This is a genomic window from Sphingopyxis sp. (assembly GCF_050725615.1).
Lineage (GTDB): Bacteria > Pseudomonadota > Alphaproteobacteria > Sphingomonadales > Sphingomonadaceae > Sphingopyxis.
The window spans coordinates 1-14,938 of sequence record NZ_JBOHHU010000004.1 but is presented as its reverse complement, the minus strand read 5'-3'; the positions used below and the strand labels follow the sequence as shown (position 1 = coordinate 14,938).

General features: G+C 65.2%; 16 protein-coding genes and 1 tRNA gene. 12 read left to right on the top strand and 5 right to left on the bottom strand.

Annotated features, from left to right (window positions below; all coding sequences use genetic code 11):
- The first annotated feature begins 8 nt into the window (after nt 1–8).
- On the top strand, nt 9–656 hold the full coding sequence (locus tag ACREB7_RS01575) for an Eco29kI family restriction endonuclease (protein WP_431590554.1): 648 nt from the start codon (nt 9–11) through the stop codon (nt 654–656).
- On the opposite strand, the gene ACREB7_RS01570 is transcribed toward ACREB7_RS01575, so the two are convergent.
- Nucleotides 643–1,803, bottom strand: coding sequence for a DNA cytosine methyltransferase (locus ACREB7_RS01570; protein WP_431590553.1), 1,161 nt, complete (start codon nt 1,801–1,803; stop codon nt 643–645). The two genes, ACREB7_RS01575 and ACREB7_RS01570, sit on opposite strands and share 14 nt — an antisense overlap.
- An 81-nt stretch (nt 1,804–1,884) precedes the next feature.
- Nucleotides 1,885–1,974: transfer RNA gene (locus ACREB7_RS01565), tRNA-Ser, on the bottom strand.
- A gap of 167 nt (nt 1,975–2,141) precedes the next feature.
- Between ACREB7_RS01565 and ACREB7_RS01560 the strand changes: the two genes are divergently transcribed.
- Genes ACREB7_RS01560 through mazG form a run of 11 tightly spaced genes read left to right on the top strand, consistent with a single transcriptional unit; the run spans nt 2,142 to nt 11,786 of the window.
- Nucleotides 2,142–3,203, top strand: coding sequence for a lytic murein transglycosylase (locus ACREB7_RS01560; RefSeq protein WP_431590621.1), 1,062 nt, complete (start codon nt 2,142–2,144; stop codon nt 3,201–3,203).
- Nucleotides 3,187–4,200 carry a septal ring lytic transglycosylase RlpA family protein gene (locus ACREB7_RS01555; protein ID WP_431590552.1) on the top strand — a complete coding sequence of 338 codons (1,014 nt, stop codon included), beginning with the start codon at nt 3,187–3,189 and terminating at the stop codon, nt 4,198–4,200. Before ACREB7_RS01560 ends, ACREB7_RS01555 begins: the two co-directional genes overlap by 17 nt.
- 27 nt (nt 4,201–4,227) lie before the next feature.
- Nucleotides 4,228–5,454 (top strand): D-alanyl-D-alanine carboxypeptidase family protein, encoded by a 1,227-nt coding sequence (locus ACREB7_RS01550; RefSeq protein WP_431590551.1) that lies wholly within the window; start codon nt 4,228–4,230, stop codon nt 5,452–5,454.
- Nucleotides 5,451–6,074: a dTMP kinase gene (gene tmk, locus ACREB7_RS01545; protein WP_431590550.1), complete on the top strand. Its 624-nt coding sequence runs from the start codon at nt 5,451–5,453 to the stop codon at nt 6,072–6,074. Before ACREB7_RS01550 ends, tmk begins: the two co-directional genes overlap by 4 nt.
- Entirely contained in the window at nt 6,065–7,048 is a 984-nt protein-coding gene (locus ACREB7_RS01540; RefSeq protein ID WP_431590549.1) for a DNA polymerase III subunit delta', read from the top strand. Before tmk ends, ACREB7_RS01540 begins: the two co-directional genes overlap by 10 nt.
- A gap of 51 nt (nt 7,049–7,099) precedes the next feature.
- Nucleotides 7,100–8,683 carry a methionine--tRNA ligase gene (metG, locus tag ACREB7_RS01535; protein ID WP_431590548.1) on the top strand — a complete coding sequence of 528 codons (1,584 nt, stop codon included), beginning with the start codon at nt 7,100–7,102 and terminating at the stop codon, nt 8,681–8,683.
- Nucleotides 8,683–9,459 (top strand): TatD family hydrolase, encoded by a 777-nt coding sequence (locus ACREB7_RS01530; protein WP_431590547.1) that lies wholly within the window; start codon nt 8,683–8,685, stop codon nt 9,457–9,459. Before metG ends, ACREB7_RS01530 begins: the two co-directional genes overlap by 1 nt.
- A 27-nt stretch (nt 9,460–9,486) precedes the next feature.
- Nucleotides 9,487–10,251, top strand: a complete 765-nt coding sequence (locus ACREB7_RS01525; RefSeq protein WP_431590546.1) for an MBL fold metallo-hydrolase — start codon at nt 9,487–9,489, stop codon at nt 10,249–10,251.
- Nucleotides 10,248–10,421, top strand: coding sequence for a hypothetical protein (locus tag ACREB7_RS01520; protein WP_431590545.1), 174 nt, complete (start codon nt 10,248–10,250; stop codon nt 10,419–10,421). The genes ACREB7_RS01525 and ACREB7_RS01520 overlap by 4 nt, the downstream gene beginning before the upstream one ends.
- A gap of 22 nt (nt 10,422–10,443) precedes the next feature.
- Nucleotides 10,444–10,929 (top strand): dual specificity protein phosphatase family protein, encoded by a 486-nt coding sequence (locus ACREB7_RS01515; protein ID WP_431590544.1) that lies wholly within the window; start codon nt 10,444–10,446, stop codon nt 10,927–10,929.
- A gap of 59 nt (nt 10,930–10,988) precedes the next feature.
- A complete protein-coding gene (gene mazG / locus ACREB7_RS01510) occupies nt 10,989–11,786 on the top strand; it encodes a nucleoside triphosphate pyrophosphohydrolase (protein WP_431590543.1) in 798 nt (265 codons plus the stop codon).
- A gap of 97 nt (nt 11,787–11,883) precedes the next feature.
- Here the strand turns inward: mazG and hflX are convergent, their stop codons facing one another.
- The 3 genes from hflX to ACREB7_RS01495 form a co-directional block, all read right to left on the bottom strand.
- Nucleotides 11,884–13,221: a GTPase HflX gene (gene hflX, locus ACREB7_RS01505; RefSeq protein ID WP_431590542.1), complete on the bottom strand. Its 1,338-nt coding sequence runs from the start codon at nt 13,219–13,221 to the stop codon at nt 11,884–11,886.
- Between the two features lie 8 nt (nt 13,222–13,229).
- A complete protein-coding gene (gene hfq, locus ACREB7_RS01500; protein WP_431590541.1) occupies nt 13,230–13,721 on the bottom strand; it encodes an RNA chaperone Hfq in 492 nt (163 codons plus the stop codon).
- 121 nt (nt 13,722–13,842) lie between these two features.
- Nucleotides 13,843–14,938, bottom strand: a 1,096-nt coding sequence (locus ACREB7_RS01495; protein ID WP_431590540.1) for a sigma-54-dependent transcriptional regulator, incomplete at its 5' end; no start/stop codon positions are given.

Sequence of the window (14,938 nt, the reverse complement as noted above, 5' to 3'; positions counted from 1 at the left end):
GAACGCCCATGACCGATTCTGAATTCGATCCGCTAGCTGTCGAGAATGTAGGCGTTACTCTTGCAGTTCAGCTACTGGAACAGCCACTGGCGCCTTTCCCACCGCCTGAACGGTTCAACGGCCCGGGTGTCTACGCACTATATTATACCGGCGAACATCCAGCATACGCACCATTGGTGGCACTGGATGCGGGGCGTTGCACGTATCCGGTCTACGTTGGGCGCGCCGCCAGAGAAAATAAAAGCCAAGGCTTCAGTCCGCGTCCAAGCACCGGGCAAGAGCTGTATAAGCGGATTAAAAAACACTACGATTCGGTGAGCCAAGCTTCCGACATCAATGTCGACGACTTCAAGGTTCGCTATTTGGTCCTGAAGCCCGCGTATATTAACCTCGCAGAATCAGTTCTAATCATGGCGTTCCGTCCGCCTTGGAATGGCATGGGCCTCGGCAGCAACGTAACCGGCGGTCCACGGATGGCAGGGAAGGGGTCCCTTTGGGACTCTCTGCACCCCGGACGCAAAGGTCGACCAGCAGGATCGGATGAGACCGCAAAGCAGGCTGCCGACCTGATCGCACAGCGCGTGTCCGAACTTCATCAACCGTCGCCCGATCCCATCATTCGGGGCATGCAAGAGCGCATTATCAAACTTGTATAAGGCAATCTCTAACCTGAGCCGCAACTTGGGCACCTAATTTGCACGGAACAGCGTTGCCCAATTGCCGCATGGCTTCAGTCCATGAGCCATGGAAAACCATCTCGTCGGGGAAAGTCTGCAAGCGGGCGCTTTCTCGAACAGAGAAATAACGGACCGAACCGTCCGCGCGACGGAGCATGTTTTCTCCCCCCGGCACGCCATGCACTCCAGCCTTAAGTGTCTTCGCTGGCTCGTCCATCGGACTGCCCGTGTGACCAGGATAGGACCGGGCACCGGGCTGAAACTTGTGGCCATGATGACCGCAAAAATCACCGGGCATCAATTCCGGGTCTGGCAGGTCAGAGATCGCATCGCGCACGGTCTGCCAAGGTTCCGTCATTGGAAATTGTCGCATAAGAGCTGCGCGCGCAGATCCACGACTAGGGGCCGGGCGGTCCTTCTTTGCCACGCGGTGCAAGTCCCAATAGAGATCGGTCCTATACTGCCACCATAGCAATGCATCTTGCGAATGCGTTGGAGTGGGGAAATGCCATTCGACCCCGAGATCGGCGCGAAAGCCAACGATAAACACACGCTCGCGCTTTTGCGGTACGCCATAGTCCGCAGCATTCAGGACGCGCATCACCACATTATAATGTAGTCCATCGTGCCGACCTGCCGTTTCGTAATCCTCGAGACGAGCCAAATGGCACAGCCACGGCTCTTCATGGCGCGCCGTCAGGTCCGGATGGCGCAGTTGGAGACGAATATACTCAAGATAATTCGCGAATGTTGAGCGTGTAAGACCTTTTACATTCTCGAAGACGAAGGCGCGCGGCCTCAATTCCCGCACCGCTCGGATGGCTTGAGGAAACATATCCCGCTTGTCCAGAAATGCGCGATGCTGCCCACCTAGGGAAAAGGGCTGGCACGGGGGCCCACCGGTCACAAGATCGATCGGTCCGGCCAACGTCCCAAAATCAAAAAGGCTGACGTCACCCTCAGTCAACGGCCACTTGTCGAGCGGCGAAAGCCCACGCTCACTGTTTTCGCGAATGGTGTCGCACGCCCAACGATCCCAATCGACGACGGCGACCGGCTCAAAACCCGCTTGACTGACACCGATGCCAAGACCGCCCGCTCCAACGAACAGCTCCACCGACTTCATCAGACGACTCCCCGAATCACGTTCACCAATCGTTCTCAATCTTACCCGGCATTTGATATTAGCCAAGTCCGTTGAAAGTACTGGCGGACAGGGTGGGATTCGAACCCACGGTGAGCTTGCACCCACGGCGGTTTTCAAGACCGCTGCCTTAAACCACTCGGCCACCTGTCCTCGCCCCGCGCCATAACGCGGCGCCCGCGCGCGGCAAGCGAAACCTTGTTCGGGCGCCGGACAGGGGAGGGCGACACGGCCCGCCGCGCTTATGACTCGGCTCGTCTCCACCCCCACTGTTCAGCGGGCGTGCATCCGTGCCAGATCATGCCTATGGGGTGGTTATGATGCGCACGAAATCTTCTGTTATCACTCGCTTGCTCGGTTTTGCGGCGGTGGTCGCCTCGGCCTGGTCGATGGCGGCCTCGACCCCGCTCCATGCCCAGAGCGGCGATCCCGGCTTCGACACCTATGTCCAGTCGCTGTGGCCCAAGGCGCAGGCGCGCGGCGTGTCGCGCGCGACCTTCGACCGCGTCACTGCCGGGCTGCGCTATAATCCGCGCGTCGTCGCACTCGACCGCGACAATCTCGGCGCGCCGCCCAGCAACGACACACCGATCCCGGCCTTTGCGCCGTACAAGGCCAAGCATGTCGACGCCGCGCGCATCGGCGGCGGGCGCCGCGTCCACGACCGGCTGTTGCCCCTGCTGTCGCGCATCGAGGCGCGCACTGGCGTCCCAACCAGCATTATGATCGCCATCTACGGCCATGAAACCGCCTACGGCCAGGTCACCGGCAATTTCGACTTGCCCGAGGCGCTGGCGACGCTCGCCTATGAGGGGCGCCGCCGCAGCCTGTTCGAACCCGAATTGCTCGCGACGATGGAAATGGTCGAACGCGGCGTGCCGCGTCAGGTGCTGAAGGGCAGCTGGGCCGGCGCCTTCGGCTATCCGCAATTCCTGCCCTCGGTGTATCTGCGCGTCGCCGAGGATGGCGACGGCGACGGCAAGATCAACATCTGGTCGAGCGAGGCCGACGCGATCGAATCGATCGGCGCGTACCTCCGTAACGCCGGCTGGCGCGCCGGCCAGCCTTGGGGTGTGGCGGTCAGCGTACCGGCGGGCTTCGACCGCAACCGCGTCGCCAGCAAGCTTGCCCCGACCCGCTGCCCGCGGGTTTTCGCGCGCCACAGCCGCTGGCGCTCGGTCGCCGAATGGCGCGCCGACGGTTTCCAGATCGCGGGCGGGCGCTGGCCCGACGGCCGCGTCCAGGCGACCTTGCTGGAACCCGACGGCCCGGGCCGCACCGCCTATTTGCTCACCGGCAACTATCGTGCGATACTCGATTACAATTGTTCCAATTTTTACGCACTGTCTGTGGGGTTGCTGGCGGATGAAATCGATCGTTAGGGGCGGGGGCCTGATGGCGGCAGGGGCGGCGTTGCTCCTCGCCGGTTGTGGAAGTGTCGATGGCAAGCGCGATGGCGGCCGGGTAGCGGCCGGACCGACGCCCGCGCCCGGCGGCACCGCCGTCGTCGACGGCCCGCCCAAGCTCGGCGATCCCTTCACCGTCGCGGGCACGACCTACACCCCCGCCGACGTCAATGATTATGACGATGTCGGCTATGCGAGCTGGTATGGCGAGGAACTTGCCGGGTCGCCCACCGCGATCGGCGAACCCTTCAATCCCGACGCGATCAGCGCCGCGCACAAGACGCTGCCGCTGCCCAGCTATGTCGAGGTCACCGCGCTCGACACCGGGCGCACCATCGTCGTGCGCGTCAACGATCGCGGCCCCATGGTCAACGACCGGCTGATCGACCTGTCGCGCGGCGCCGCGCAGCAGCTTGGCCTCAATGGCGGGGTCGCCGCCGTCCGCGTGCGCCGCACCAGTCCGCCGATGGCCGAACGCGCCCAGCTACGCAGCGGCGGCGCGGTGGCGACGCGGCTCGACACCCCCGGAACCTTGCTCGTCCTGTTGCGCAAGAAGCTGGAGGGCAAGCCGGTGCCCGCCGGCATGGCCGCCGCGACCGCGAGCAAGCCCACGCCTTCGGCCCCCGCGCCGGGCGGCGACCGCTTCATCGTCGAAGGGCCCGGCGCCAAGGCCCCGAAGCCCGCCGCGACCAAGCCCGCTCCCAAGCCTGCGGCCGCTAAACCCGCAGCCCCGCCGCCCGCCGCCAAGCCCGCCTCCGCCGCGACCGGCAGCTATGCGGTGCAGGTCGCCGCCTTCAGCAGCCAGAGCCGCGCCAACGCCGCCGCCAAATCGGTCGGCGGCATGGTGACCAAGGCGGGCAATCTGTGGCGCGTGCGCATGGGTCCCTATGCCAGCGAGGCCGAGGCGGCGTCCGCCGTCGCCAAGGCCAAGGCCAAGGGATTCCGCGACGCACAGGTTCAGCGCGACCGCTGACCGCCCATGACGGGTCGCACGCTCCGCATGACCAGCGCCGGGGGGGCCGCGATCGCGGCGCTCGCGCTGCTGCTCGTCCCCGGCACCGCGCCCGCCGCCAACCCGCCGGCCCAGAAGGCAGCCCCCAAAAAGGCAACGGCGCTGGTCAGCCGCCCGCTCTATGTCACCGAGGCGCCGATCGTGATGCTCAAGGATCTCGATTCGGGCGCGATCCTCTTTTCGCGCGGCGCCGACAAGCGCTTCGCCCCCGCCTCGATGGCCAAGGTGATGACCGCCTATGTCGTGCTCGACCTGATCAAGAGCGGCAAGCTGTCGCGCGACACGATCTTCACCGTCGACGAGGCGACCTGGAAGAAATGGAACGGCAGCAGCGGCGGATCGACGATGTTCCTCCGCCCACGCGAGAAAGTCAGCGTCGACGAATTGCTCAAGGGGCTGATCACCGTTTCGGGCAATGACGCCGCCGCCGTCCTCGCGGTCGGCATCGACGGAAGCGAAGAGGCTTTCGTCAAAAGAATGAATGAGGTAGCGACACAAATTGGCATGGCGTCGAGTCGTTTCGGGACCCCCAACGGCTGGCCCGACGGCGGCGTCACCAAGGTCTCGGCCGCCGATCTGATCACGCTCGCCGACCGGCTAATCCGCGACCACCCCGCTGGCTACACGCGCTATTTTGCGATCCCGAAGCTCCAGCACGGTACGTCGCCCGACGGCAAGCCGATCGTCCAGCCCAACCGCAACCCGATTCTCGGCCGTTTTGTCGGCGCCGACGGGCTCAAGACCGGCCACACCGCCGAGGCGGGCTATTGCTTCCTCGGCTCGGCCAAGCGCGACGGCCGCCGCCTGATCATGGTCGTCGCGGGCATGAGCAGCGAGAAAGCGCGCCGCGACGAGGCCGAACGGCTGATGAGCTGGGGCTTCGACGCCTGGGAAGGCCGCGAGATCGTCCCCGCCGGCGCGAAAGTCGGCAAACTCGACGTCGGGCAGGGGGCCCGTCCCACGCTGGAGGCCGAGGCTGCCATTCCCGTCCGCATGACCGTCCCGCGCGGCTATACGGGCGGCTATCGCGCTACCTTGCGCGGCCTCAGCCCCGTGCCCGCGCCGATTGCGCGCGGCACGCGCGTCGCCGAACTCGTCGTCGCCCCCGACGGCCTGCCGCCGCAAACCACCCCGCTGCTCGCCGCCAGCGACGTCGCAACCGGCGGCTGGACCGATCGCGCGCGCACCGGCTTCTACCGGCTCACCGGGCTGTGAGCGGTCGCTTCATCACGCTCGAGGGCGGCGAGGGGGCCGGCAAGTCGACCCAGCTCCGCGCGCTCGCCGCCACGCTGGCCGCGCGCGGCATCGACGTCGTCACGACGCGCGAACCCGGCGGCAGCCCCGGCGCCGAGGCGATCCGCACCTTGCTGATGGAGGGCAGCGACGACCGCTGGAACGCGCGCAGCGAAGCCCTGCTCTTCGCCGCCGCGCGCGCCGACCATGTCGCGCGGCTGATCCGTCCCGCGCTCGATCGCGGCGCGTGGGTGCTGTGCGACCGCTTCGTCGACAGCTCGCGCGCCTATCAGGGCGGCGGCGGCGGGCTCACCGACGCCGATATCCTCACCCTCCACCGCATCGGCTCCGAAGGCCTGCTCCCCGACCGTAGCTTCCTGCTCACCGTCGGTGCGGAGGAGGCGGCCCAACGCCTGTCCGCCCGCGACGCCGCCGGCGCCGACCGCATGGGCAGCAAGCCCGCCGATTATCAGGCGCGCCTCGCCGCGCGCTTCGCCGCCATCGCCACCGCCGAGCCCGATCGCTGGCGCATCATCGACGCCGGCGGCGCGCCCGACGCCGTGACGTCGTCGATCCTCGCCGAGCTCGCACCATGGCTCTGATCGGCCACCAGAGCCCGGAGGAGGCCTTCCTCGAAGCCTGGGCCGCCGGGCGGCTCCATCACGCCTGGCTGCTCGCGGGGCCGCAGGGTATGGGCAAGGCCGCCTTCGCCGCGCGCGCCGCGCGCTTCCTCGTCACCCACGGCCAGGGCGGCGAGGCCAGCGCCCCGTCGCTCGACGATGTCGGCGACAGCGCCGCCGATCGCCTCGTCGCCGCCGGCAACCATCCCGAGATCCTCCACCTCACGCGCCAGCTCAAGGACAAGAGCAAGGACCTCGCGCGCAACATCACGATCGATCAGGTGCGCGGTATGATCCGCCGCCTCCATTTCTCGCTGTCGCTCGGCGACTGGCGCGTCATCATCGTCGACGCGATCGACGATCTGGAAACCGACGCCGCCAACGCGCTGCTCAAGACGCTCGAGGAACCGCCCGCCAAGACCGTCTTCATCCTCGTCAGCCACTCGCCGGGCCGCCTGCTCCCGACCATCCGGTCCCGATGCAGAACACTGCGTTTTCAACCCGTTGAGCATGACGTCATGGCGGCATGGCTGCACGAACTGCGCCCGATGACCGAAATGGCGGAGGTGCGGGCGACCGTCGCCGCATCGGGCGGCGTTCCGGGCAAGGCGCTGGCGCTGATCGACAGCGACGTCGCCGCGATGGAAAAGAAGCTGCTTGCGATCGCCGCCACCGGCGACCCCGGCAACCGCCTGCGCGAGGCGCTGGCGCGCGAGGTCGGCGGCACCGCGAACCGCGCCCGGCTCGAACTCGTCATCGACATCGTCCCCGGCCTGCTCGCCCGCATCGCGCGCGATCGCCCGGTCGCCGACATTGCGCCGGTGCTGGCACAGTGGGACCGCGTGCAACGGACGATGCGCGACGCCATACGCGGATCCTACGACGGCGCGATGGTGGGGTTCGAGATCGGCAATTGCCTCGCCGAGCTGGCGCCGCGCGGCGTTTCCACCCGCTAGGGAGGGAAGGGGCCACTTCCCCTTCCGCCCCGCACCCGCTAAGGCGCGGCCATGTCCGAAACCAAGACCCCATTCTACATCACCACCGCGATCAGCTACCCCAATGGCCGTCCGCATATCGGCCATGCCTATGAGGCGATCGCCACCGACGTGATGGCGCGCTTCCAGCGCGCGCGCGGCCGCGACGTGCGATTGACCACCGGCACCGACGAACATGGGCTGAAGATGTTTCAGACGGCGCGCGACCAAGGCCGCCCGACGATCGAACTCGCCGACGAAATGTCGGCATATTTCCGTGAGATGTATGCCAAGCTGAATATCAGTTTCGATCATTTCATGCGCACGTCGGACCCCGCGCACCACGCGGCGTCGCAGGCGCTGTGGCGCGCGATGGAAGCCAATGGCGACCTCTATCTCGATCGCTACGAAGGTTGGTACTCGGTCCGCGACGAGGCGTTCTACGACGAAAGCGAACTGGTGCAGGGGGAAGGGGAGAGCAAGCTCTCGCCGCAGGGCACCGCCGTCGAATGGACCGTCGAGGAAAGCTGGTTCTTCCGCCTGTCGAACTATCAAGACAAATTGCTCGCGCTCTACACCGAGAACCCCGACTTCATCCGCCCCGAAAGCCGCCGCAACGAGGTGCTGCGCTTCGTCGAGGGCGGGCTCAAGGATCTCAGCGTCTCGCGCACCAGCTTCGACTGGGGCGTGCCGGTGCCGGGCTCGCCGGGGCATGTCATGTATGTCTGGGTCGACGCGCTCACCACCTATATGTCGGCGCTCGGCTTCCCCGATACGGACGGCGAATGGGGGAAATTCTGGCCCGCCGACATCCATATGATCGGCAAGGATATCGTTCGTTTTCATACGGTTTACTGGCCGGCCTTCCTGATGAGCGCGAACCTGCCTTTGCCCAAACAGGTATTCGGGCACGGCTTCCTGCTCAACCGCGGTGAGAAGATGTCGAAGTCGCTCGGCAATGTCGTCGACCCGATGGCCCTCGCCGACAGCTTCGGGGTCGACCCGCTGCGCTATTATCTGCTGCGCGAAGTCAGCTTCGGGCAGGACGGCACCTATTCGGCCGAAGCGATCGTACGCGCCGCCAATGCCGATCTGGCGAACAGCTTCGGCAATCTCGCGCAGCGCAGCTTGTCGATGATTTTCAAGAATTTGGGCGGCGAACTATCGGCCGATTATGCACCGGCGCCGGGCGATATCGACCTGCTCGCCGATCTCCACGCCATGGCCACTGATCGCCTGCCGGCAGAATTCGACCAACTCGCTTTCTCGGTCGGCATCGAGGACTGGCTGCGCGCGGTGTTCGCCTGCAACCAATATGTCGACACCCAGGCGCCCTGGGCGCTGCGCAAGACCGATCCCGAGCGGATGAAAGCCGTGCTGATGACGCTGTTCCGGGCGGTACGCACGCTGTCGATCGCGATCCGTCCGGTCGTGCCGACGGCCGCCGACAATCTGCTCGACCAGATGGGAATAGCCGCTGATGCGCGCGATTTTGCCGCGCTGGAGGACGGCGAATGGCTTGCAAAACTGGTCGCGAGCGGTTTCACCGTCGGCCAGCCCGTCCCGATCTTCCCCCGCCTCGAACTGCCCGAGGGAGAAGGGGAAGGGGAGGCGTAATGCTCGTCGATTCGCACTGCCACCTCAATTACACGGGGCTTGCCGAACAGCAGGACGAGGTGCTGGCGCGCGCACGCGACCGCGGCGTCACCGCGATGCTCAATATCGCGACGCGCGAAAGCGAGTGGGACGATGTTCTCGCCGCCGCCGAGGCCAATGAGGACGTCTGGGCCAGCGTCGGCATTCACCCCCATGACGCCGACCATCATCCCGACGTCGACACCGCGAAGCTCGTCGAGCGCGCCGCGCATCCGCGCGTCATCGGCATCGGTGAAACCGGGCTCGATTATTATTACGACAAGAGCGACCGGCAACGGCAACAGGACAGCTTCCGCCGCCATATCCATGCGTCACAGCAAACCGGCCTGCCGGTCATCGTCCACACCCGCGATGCCGAGGCCGATACGCTCGCGCTGCTGGGCGAGGAGATGGGCAGGGCGGTCTTCCCGGGCGTGATCCACTGCTTCACCGCCAGCGACGACTTCGCGCGGGCCGCGCTCGACCTCGGCCTCTATATCTCGATCTCGGGCATCGTGACCTTCAAGAACGCCGCCGAGCTTCAGGCGACGGCGAAATGGTTGCCGCAGGACCGGCTGCTGATCGAGACCGATTCCCCCTTCCTCGCCCCCGTCCCGCATCGCGGCAAGACCGGCGAACCGGCGTTCGTCGCCGACACCTTGACCTTCCTCGCCGCCCTGCGCGACGAGGACAGGGACGTGCTCGGCGCCGCAACGGCGGCCAATTTCTACCAATTGTTCGACAAGGCGGCGCCATGACGTCACGTCTGGCATGAAGGCCGCACTATGAAAGTTCGCATTCTTGGCTGCGGCACCTCGTCGGGGGTGCCGCGGATCGGCAATGATTGGGGGCAGTGCGATCCCGACAATCCGCGCAACCTGCGCAGCCGCGCCTCGATCCTCGTCTCGCTCGGCGGTTTCCGGCTGCTGGTCGACACCAGCCCCGACATGCGGCTGCAACTGCTGGCGGCCGAAGTGGGCGCTGTCGACGGCATCATCTGGACCCACGAACATGCCGATCATTGCCACGGGCTCGACGATCTGCGTCAGATCATGCACCTGCGCGGCTCGCAGGTGCCCGCTTATGCCCGCGACCATGTTCTCGACACGCTCAAATGGCGCTTCACCTATGCTTTTGCGGGAAATGCCGGCTATCCGGCCTTGGTCGATCCGATCGACCTGCTCGATCATCAATCGATCGGACCGCTTGAGGTGTCGGCGATCGAAATGCCGCACGGCCCGATCAAGGCCAGCGGGCTCATCTTCAGCGACGGTGTCCACAAGGTCGGATATGCCACTGATTTTTCTAAATTTACGGACGAAATGGTCGATTTCTTCCAGGGCGTCGACCTGTTCGTGATCGACGCGTTGCGCCGCTATCCGCACCCAACTCATCCGCATCTGGCGATGTCGCTGGCCGCGCTCGAAAAGGTCGGCAATCCGCGTGCGATCATCACGCATATGGACAATACGATGGATTACGACGACCTTGCTGACGAACTGCCGCCGGGCGTCGAACCCGGCTACGACGGGCTGGAGGTGCAATTGTGAGCGACATGGGCATCACTGCGGCGTGGGCCATCGGCGCGCTGGTACTCGTCGGCAGCTCGCTGATCGCACGCCGGCTGCCGATGAAGGACTGGGTCAAGATGGCGCTGGCCTGGGCCGCGATCATCGGACTCGTATTTCTGGTGATCCGGACCTGGCAGGCGGTGACGTGACGGCGGCGTGGCGTCCGGTCTGATGCTATCGAACATCTATTGGATCCGGTCGCCCGGCGACCTTCGGTTGGCCATCATGGCACGACCGCGTTCGGGTGATTGGCTGGAAGACGAGATCGCGCACTGGCGCCGGTCGGGCGTCGAGATCGTCGTCAGTCTGCTCGAACGCGATGAAATCGAAGAGCTGGATCTGACCCGCGAACCAATGCTGTGCGAACGCAACGACATCGAATTTCGGTCCTGGCCGATTCCGGACCGGGGCTTACCGAATGACCGGTCAGCATTTCTGCAATTCGTTGGCAAGCTTGCGGAGAGCGGAAAGAGCATCGCCATTCATTGCCGCGCCGGCATCGGGCGGTCCTCGGTGCTCGCGGCCGCAATCATGATTCATGCCGGACAATCTGCCGAGCCCGCGCTGTCCGCTATTGCCGATGCGCGGGGCGTGCCCGTGCCGGACACCAACGAACAGCGCGGCTGGATTGTGGCGCTCGACGACCGAGGGGGCTGATCGCCCCCGCCACCTGTTTCGCATCGAATTTAACATAATATATATTATCGGATATATGCATGTCCCATGACGCCGCCCATTCCCCCGCATCCCCCATCGACCGCCTGCTTGGCGTCATGGCCCGATTGCGCGACCCCGATGGCGGCTGCGAATGGGATCTCGCCCAGGACTTTTCCACGATCGCACCCTATACGATCGAGGAAGCCTATGAGGTCGCCGATGCGATCGCCGGCGGCAACCCCGCCGCGATCTGCGACGAACTCGGCGACCTGTTGCTCCAGGTCGTCTTCCACAGCCAGATCGCGGCCGACGACGGGCTCTTCACCTTCGGCGACGTCGCGACCGCGATCTCCGACAAGATGGAGCGTCGCCATCCGCACATCTTCGGCCCGGACAAGCCTCGCGACGTCACGACGCCCGAGGTGCGGCTGCAATGGGAGCAGATCAAGGCGAACGAGCGCGCCGCCGACGGCCCCAAGGGCGCGCTTGATGGCGTCGCGCTGTCGCTGCCCGCGCTGCTGCGCGCGGAAAAGCTTCAGTCGCGCGCGGCGCGTGTCGGGTTCGACTGGCCCGATGTCGACGGCCCGCTCGACAAGATCGCCGAGGAGCTGGCAGAAGTGGCCGCCGCGACTGACGAAGCGCACCGCCATGAAGAAATCGGTGACCTGCTCTTCGCGGTCGCGAACTACGCCCGCAAGCTCGGTGTCGATCCCGAAGCCGCGCTGCGCGACGCCAATATGAAATTCGCGCGGCGCTTTGCCGCCATGGAAACCAATGCGGGCGGCAGCCTCGCCGGCTTGTCGCTCGACGCGCAGGAAGCCCATTGGCAGGTGGTCAAGGCGTCCGAGCGCGGCTGAAACAAACACCGAAGCCCTGAGCTTGTCGAAGGGCGTTTCTCTGACAGGCGCCCTTCGACAAGCTCAGGCTACGGTTGTGGACTTGCGAAAGTCTTAGTCAGCCCTTGCCCGGAAACAACCGCTCGAACCGAGCCATGTCGGCGGGATCGAGCCGTACCGTGAGGACATGCCCGTCATCCTGCGGCTCGTCGCCCAGCACCTCGCCGCGCGCGTGAAGCCACGCCGCCGCCTCGCCCTGTTCATAGCCCAGGAAAATCCGCTGCAATTCGTGCTGCGCGGTCAGTTGTGCCGCCATCAGTTCGCGCGCCGCCTCGACGCCCTCGCCGCTGACCGCCGAGATGATCGCGACGTCAGACCGCCGCGCCGCCATTTCCTCGATCACCGCGCGCGTGTCGGGGTCGGCGGTGTCGATCTTGTTCCAGATTTCGACTTGCGGGATGACGGTGGAACCCGCCTCCTCGGCCCCTTCCCTGCCATCCTGCGGCCCGTTCACCCCCAGCGAATTGAGGATGGCGACAACATCGGCATATTGCGCCTCACTATCGGGATGCACGATGTCGCGGACATGGACGATCAGGTCGGCGGTGGTGACCTCCTCCAGCGTCGCGCGGAACGCCGCGACCAGTTCGGTCGGCAGGTCGGACACGAAACCAACCGTGTCGGACAATATCGCCTTGTCGATGCCGGGCAGCCTTATCTCGCGCATCGTCGGGTCGAGCGTCGCGAACAACATATCTTCCGCCATGACGTCACTTCCCGTCAAGCGGTTGAAAAATGTGGATTTTCCGGCGTTAGTATAGCCCACCAGCGCAACGACGGGCCAGGGTGCGCGCTGGCGCTTCGACCGCTGGAGCTGCCGTGTCCGCCGCGCTTCCTCCAGCTGTTTGCGGATGCGCGCCATGCGGTTGCGGATCATCCGGCGGTCGGCCTCGATCTGCGTTTCGCCCGGGCCGCCGAGAAAACCGAAGCCGCCGCGCTGGCGCTCGAGGTGGGTCCAGCTGCGCACGAGCCGGCCAGCCTGATAATCGAGATGCGCCAGCTCGACCTGCAAGCGTCCCTCCGCCGTCGCGGCGCGCTCGCCAAAGATTTCGAGGATTAATCCCGTCCGATCAATGACCTTGGTCCCGAAAGCTGTCTCCAGGTTCCGCTGCTGGATCGCGGTCAGCGCCGCATCGACAATGACGAGCTGCGCGGCACCTTCGCCAACTTCCGCCTTGATCGCATCAATCTGGCCAACGCCGATCAACGTCGCCGCGCGCGTCTGCCGCAGCCGTAGCGGATACACCGCCACGACCTCCAGCCCGATCGCCAGCGCGAGCCCCTTCGCTTCCTCGGCGCGCGCATCAAGGTCGCGCGACAGGCGCTGGCTATGCCATTCGGGGACGATCAGCACCGCCGTGGCGCCGCGCGTCACCTCGTCTTCATTGTCGGACATCGGGTCGATCAGGCGTCGCTTTCGGGCTCGCTGTCGGTCAGATTGATCGGACCGTTCGGCTGCACCGTCGAAATGGCGTGCTTGTAGACGAGCTGCACCTGCCGCTCACGCTCGAGCAGCATGCAGAACAGGTCGAACGCCACGATGTCGCCCTGCAGCATCACGCCGTTGACGAGGAACATCGTCACCGATTCGTCGGATTTACGCACCGCGTTGAGGAACACGTCCTGCAGCGCCTTGCCCTTGCTGGCGGGCGCGTCGCGGATACCGTCGCCGAGCAGCGACAGGTCGAAATCATGCGAGGGCATGACGGTCGAAATCGCGTGCTTGTAGACGAGCTGCGACTGGCCATCACGGCGCAGAAGCAGCGAGAAATTGTCGAACCAGGTGATGATCCCCTGAAGCTTGACGCCCTTGACGAGGAACATCGTCACCGGTGTCTTGCTGCGACGAAGGGCGTTGAGGAAGAGATCCTGGAGATTCTGGTTTTTATCGGACACATTGGCCTCCTGTTCTTGGCGGTCAAACCGCTATTCGGCCCTTGATGGGCCGCGATTGTCGTTGTGGCGTGTCCAATATGCGGCAAAGCGGCGCACAGGTCTAGCGCAAAGCCGTCCGAGGTCAGGCGTCGCCGTCCGAATTGTCGGTCAAACCCAAAAGCTTCAGCTTCCGGTGCAGCGCCGACCGCTCCATACCGATGAATGTCGCGGTGCGCGAGATATTGCCCGAGAAGCGGTTGATCTGAATCCGCAGATACTCGCGCTCAAAATTCTCGCGCGCTTCCTTGAGCGGAATCGCGGTGATCGACTCAGCATTGGGCAGGATATCGGTGCCGCCGCGTACGAGTTCGGCAGGCAGCATGTCGGCATCGATCCGCCCCAACCGATCGCTCGGTGCGAGGATCATGACGCGTTCGACGACATTGCGCAGTTCGCGGACGTTGCCGGGCCAGTCGTGCGCCTGGAGCGCCGCCATCGCTTCGGCGCTGATTTCGGGCGGCGGCGCGCGGCGATCGGCGGCGTAGCGGCCGACGAAATGTTCGCACAACGACGCGATGTCGTCGCGGCGTTCGCGCAGCGACGGGATATGCACCGGCACGACATTGAGGCGATAATAAAGATCTTCGCGGAAACGCCCCTCGGCAATTTCCGTCATCAAGTCGCGCGCCGACCCCGAAATGATCCGGACATCGACGCGGATCATCGTCCGTCCGCCGACACGGGTGAAGCTCTGATCGGTCAGGACGCGGAGGATCTTGCCTTGCGTCGTCAGCGGCATGTCGGCGACTTCGTCGAGGAATACTGTCCCCCCATGCGCTTGTTCGAGCAGGCCGACGCGGATCGCGCCGTCTTCACCTTCGGACCCGAACAATTCGGCCTCGACGGTCTCGGGCTCCATGCGCGCCGACGAAATGACCCGGAATGGCGCGGTGTGGCGACCACTCCAGCCGTGAAGAACCCGCGCGGCGACCTCCTTGCCGACACCCGCCGCGCCTGTAATCAGCACGCGGCTGCCGGTACCGGCGACGCGTTTCAGCGTCGCACGGACATTGTTGATCGCGGCGCTGGAGCCGGTGAGTTCATCGGCGGGGCCAGCGCGCTCGCGCAACCGTTCATATTCGAATTTCAACCGCTCGCTCTCGGTCGCGCGGGCGACGAGATGGAGCAAGCGTTCCGCTTCGAACGGCTTTTCAATGAAGTCAAAGGCGCCGCGGCGG

Excerpts from the sequence above, each read along its gene's own strand:
- ACREB7_RS01575 (WP_431590554.1), top strand. The coding sequence starts at position 9 with ATGACCGATTCTGAATTCGATCCGCTAGCTGTCGAGAATGTAGGCGTT.
- ACREB7_RS01570 (WP_431590553.1), bottom strand. The coding sequence starts at position 1,803 with ATGAAGTCGGTGGAGCTGTTCGTTGGAGCGGGCGGTCTTGGCATCGGT.
- ACREB7_RS01560 (WP_431590621.1), top strand. The coding sequence starts at position 2,142 with ATGCGCACGAAATCTTCTGTTATCACTCGCTTGCTCGGTTTTGCGGCG.
- ACREB7_RS01555 (WP_431590552.1), top strand. The coding sequence starts at position 3,187 with ATGAAATCGATCGTTAGGGGCGGGGGCCTGATGGCGGCAGGGGCGGCG.
- ACREB7_RS01550 (WP_431590551.1), top strand. The coding sequence starts at position 4,228 with ATGACCAGCGCCGGGGGGGCCGCGATCGCGGCGCTCGCGCTGCTGCTC.
- ACREB7_RS01540 (WP_431590549.1), top strand. The coding sequence starts at position 6,065 with ATGGCTCTGATCGGCCACCAGAGCCCGGAGGAGGCCTTCCTCGAAGCC.
- metG (WP_431590548.1), top strand. The coding sequence starts at position 7,100 with ATGTCCGAAACCAAGACCCCATTCTACATCACCACCGCGATCAGCTAC.
- ACREB7_RS01530 (WP_431590547.1), top strand. The coding sequence starts at position 8,683 with ATGCTCGTCGATTCGCACTGCCACCTCAATTACACGGGGCTTGCCGAA.
- ACREB7_RS01525 (WP_431590546.1), top strand. The coding sequence starts at position 9,487 with ATGAAAGTTCGCATTCTTGGCTGCGGCACCTCGTCGGGGGTGCCGCGG.
- ACREB7_RS01515 (WP_431590544.1), top strand. The coding sequence starts at position 10,444 with ATGCTATCGAACATCTATTGGATCCGGTCGCCCGGCGACCTTCGGTTG.
- mazG (WP_431590543.1), top strand. The coding sequence starts at position 10,989 with ATGTCCCATGACGCCGCCCATTCCCCCGCATCCCCCATCGACCGCCTG.
- hflX (WP_431590542.1), bottom strand. The coding sequence starts at position 13,221 with ATGTCCGACAATGAAGACGAGGTGACGCGCGGCGCCACGGCGGTGCTG.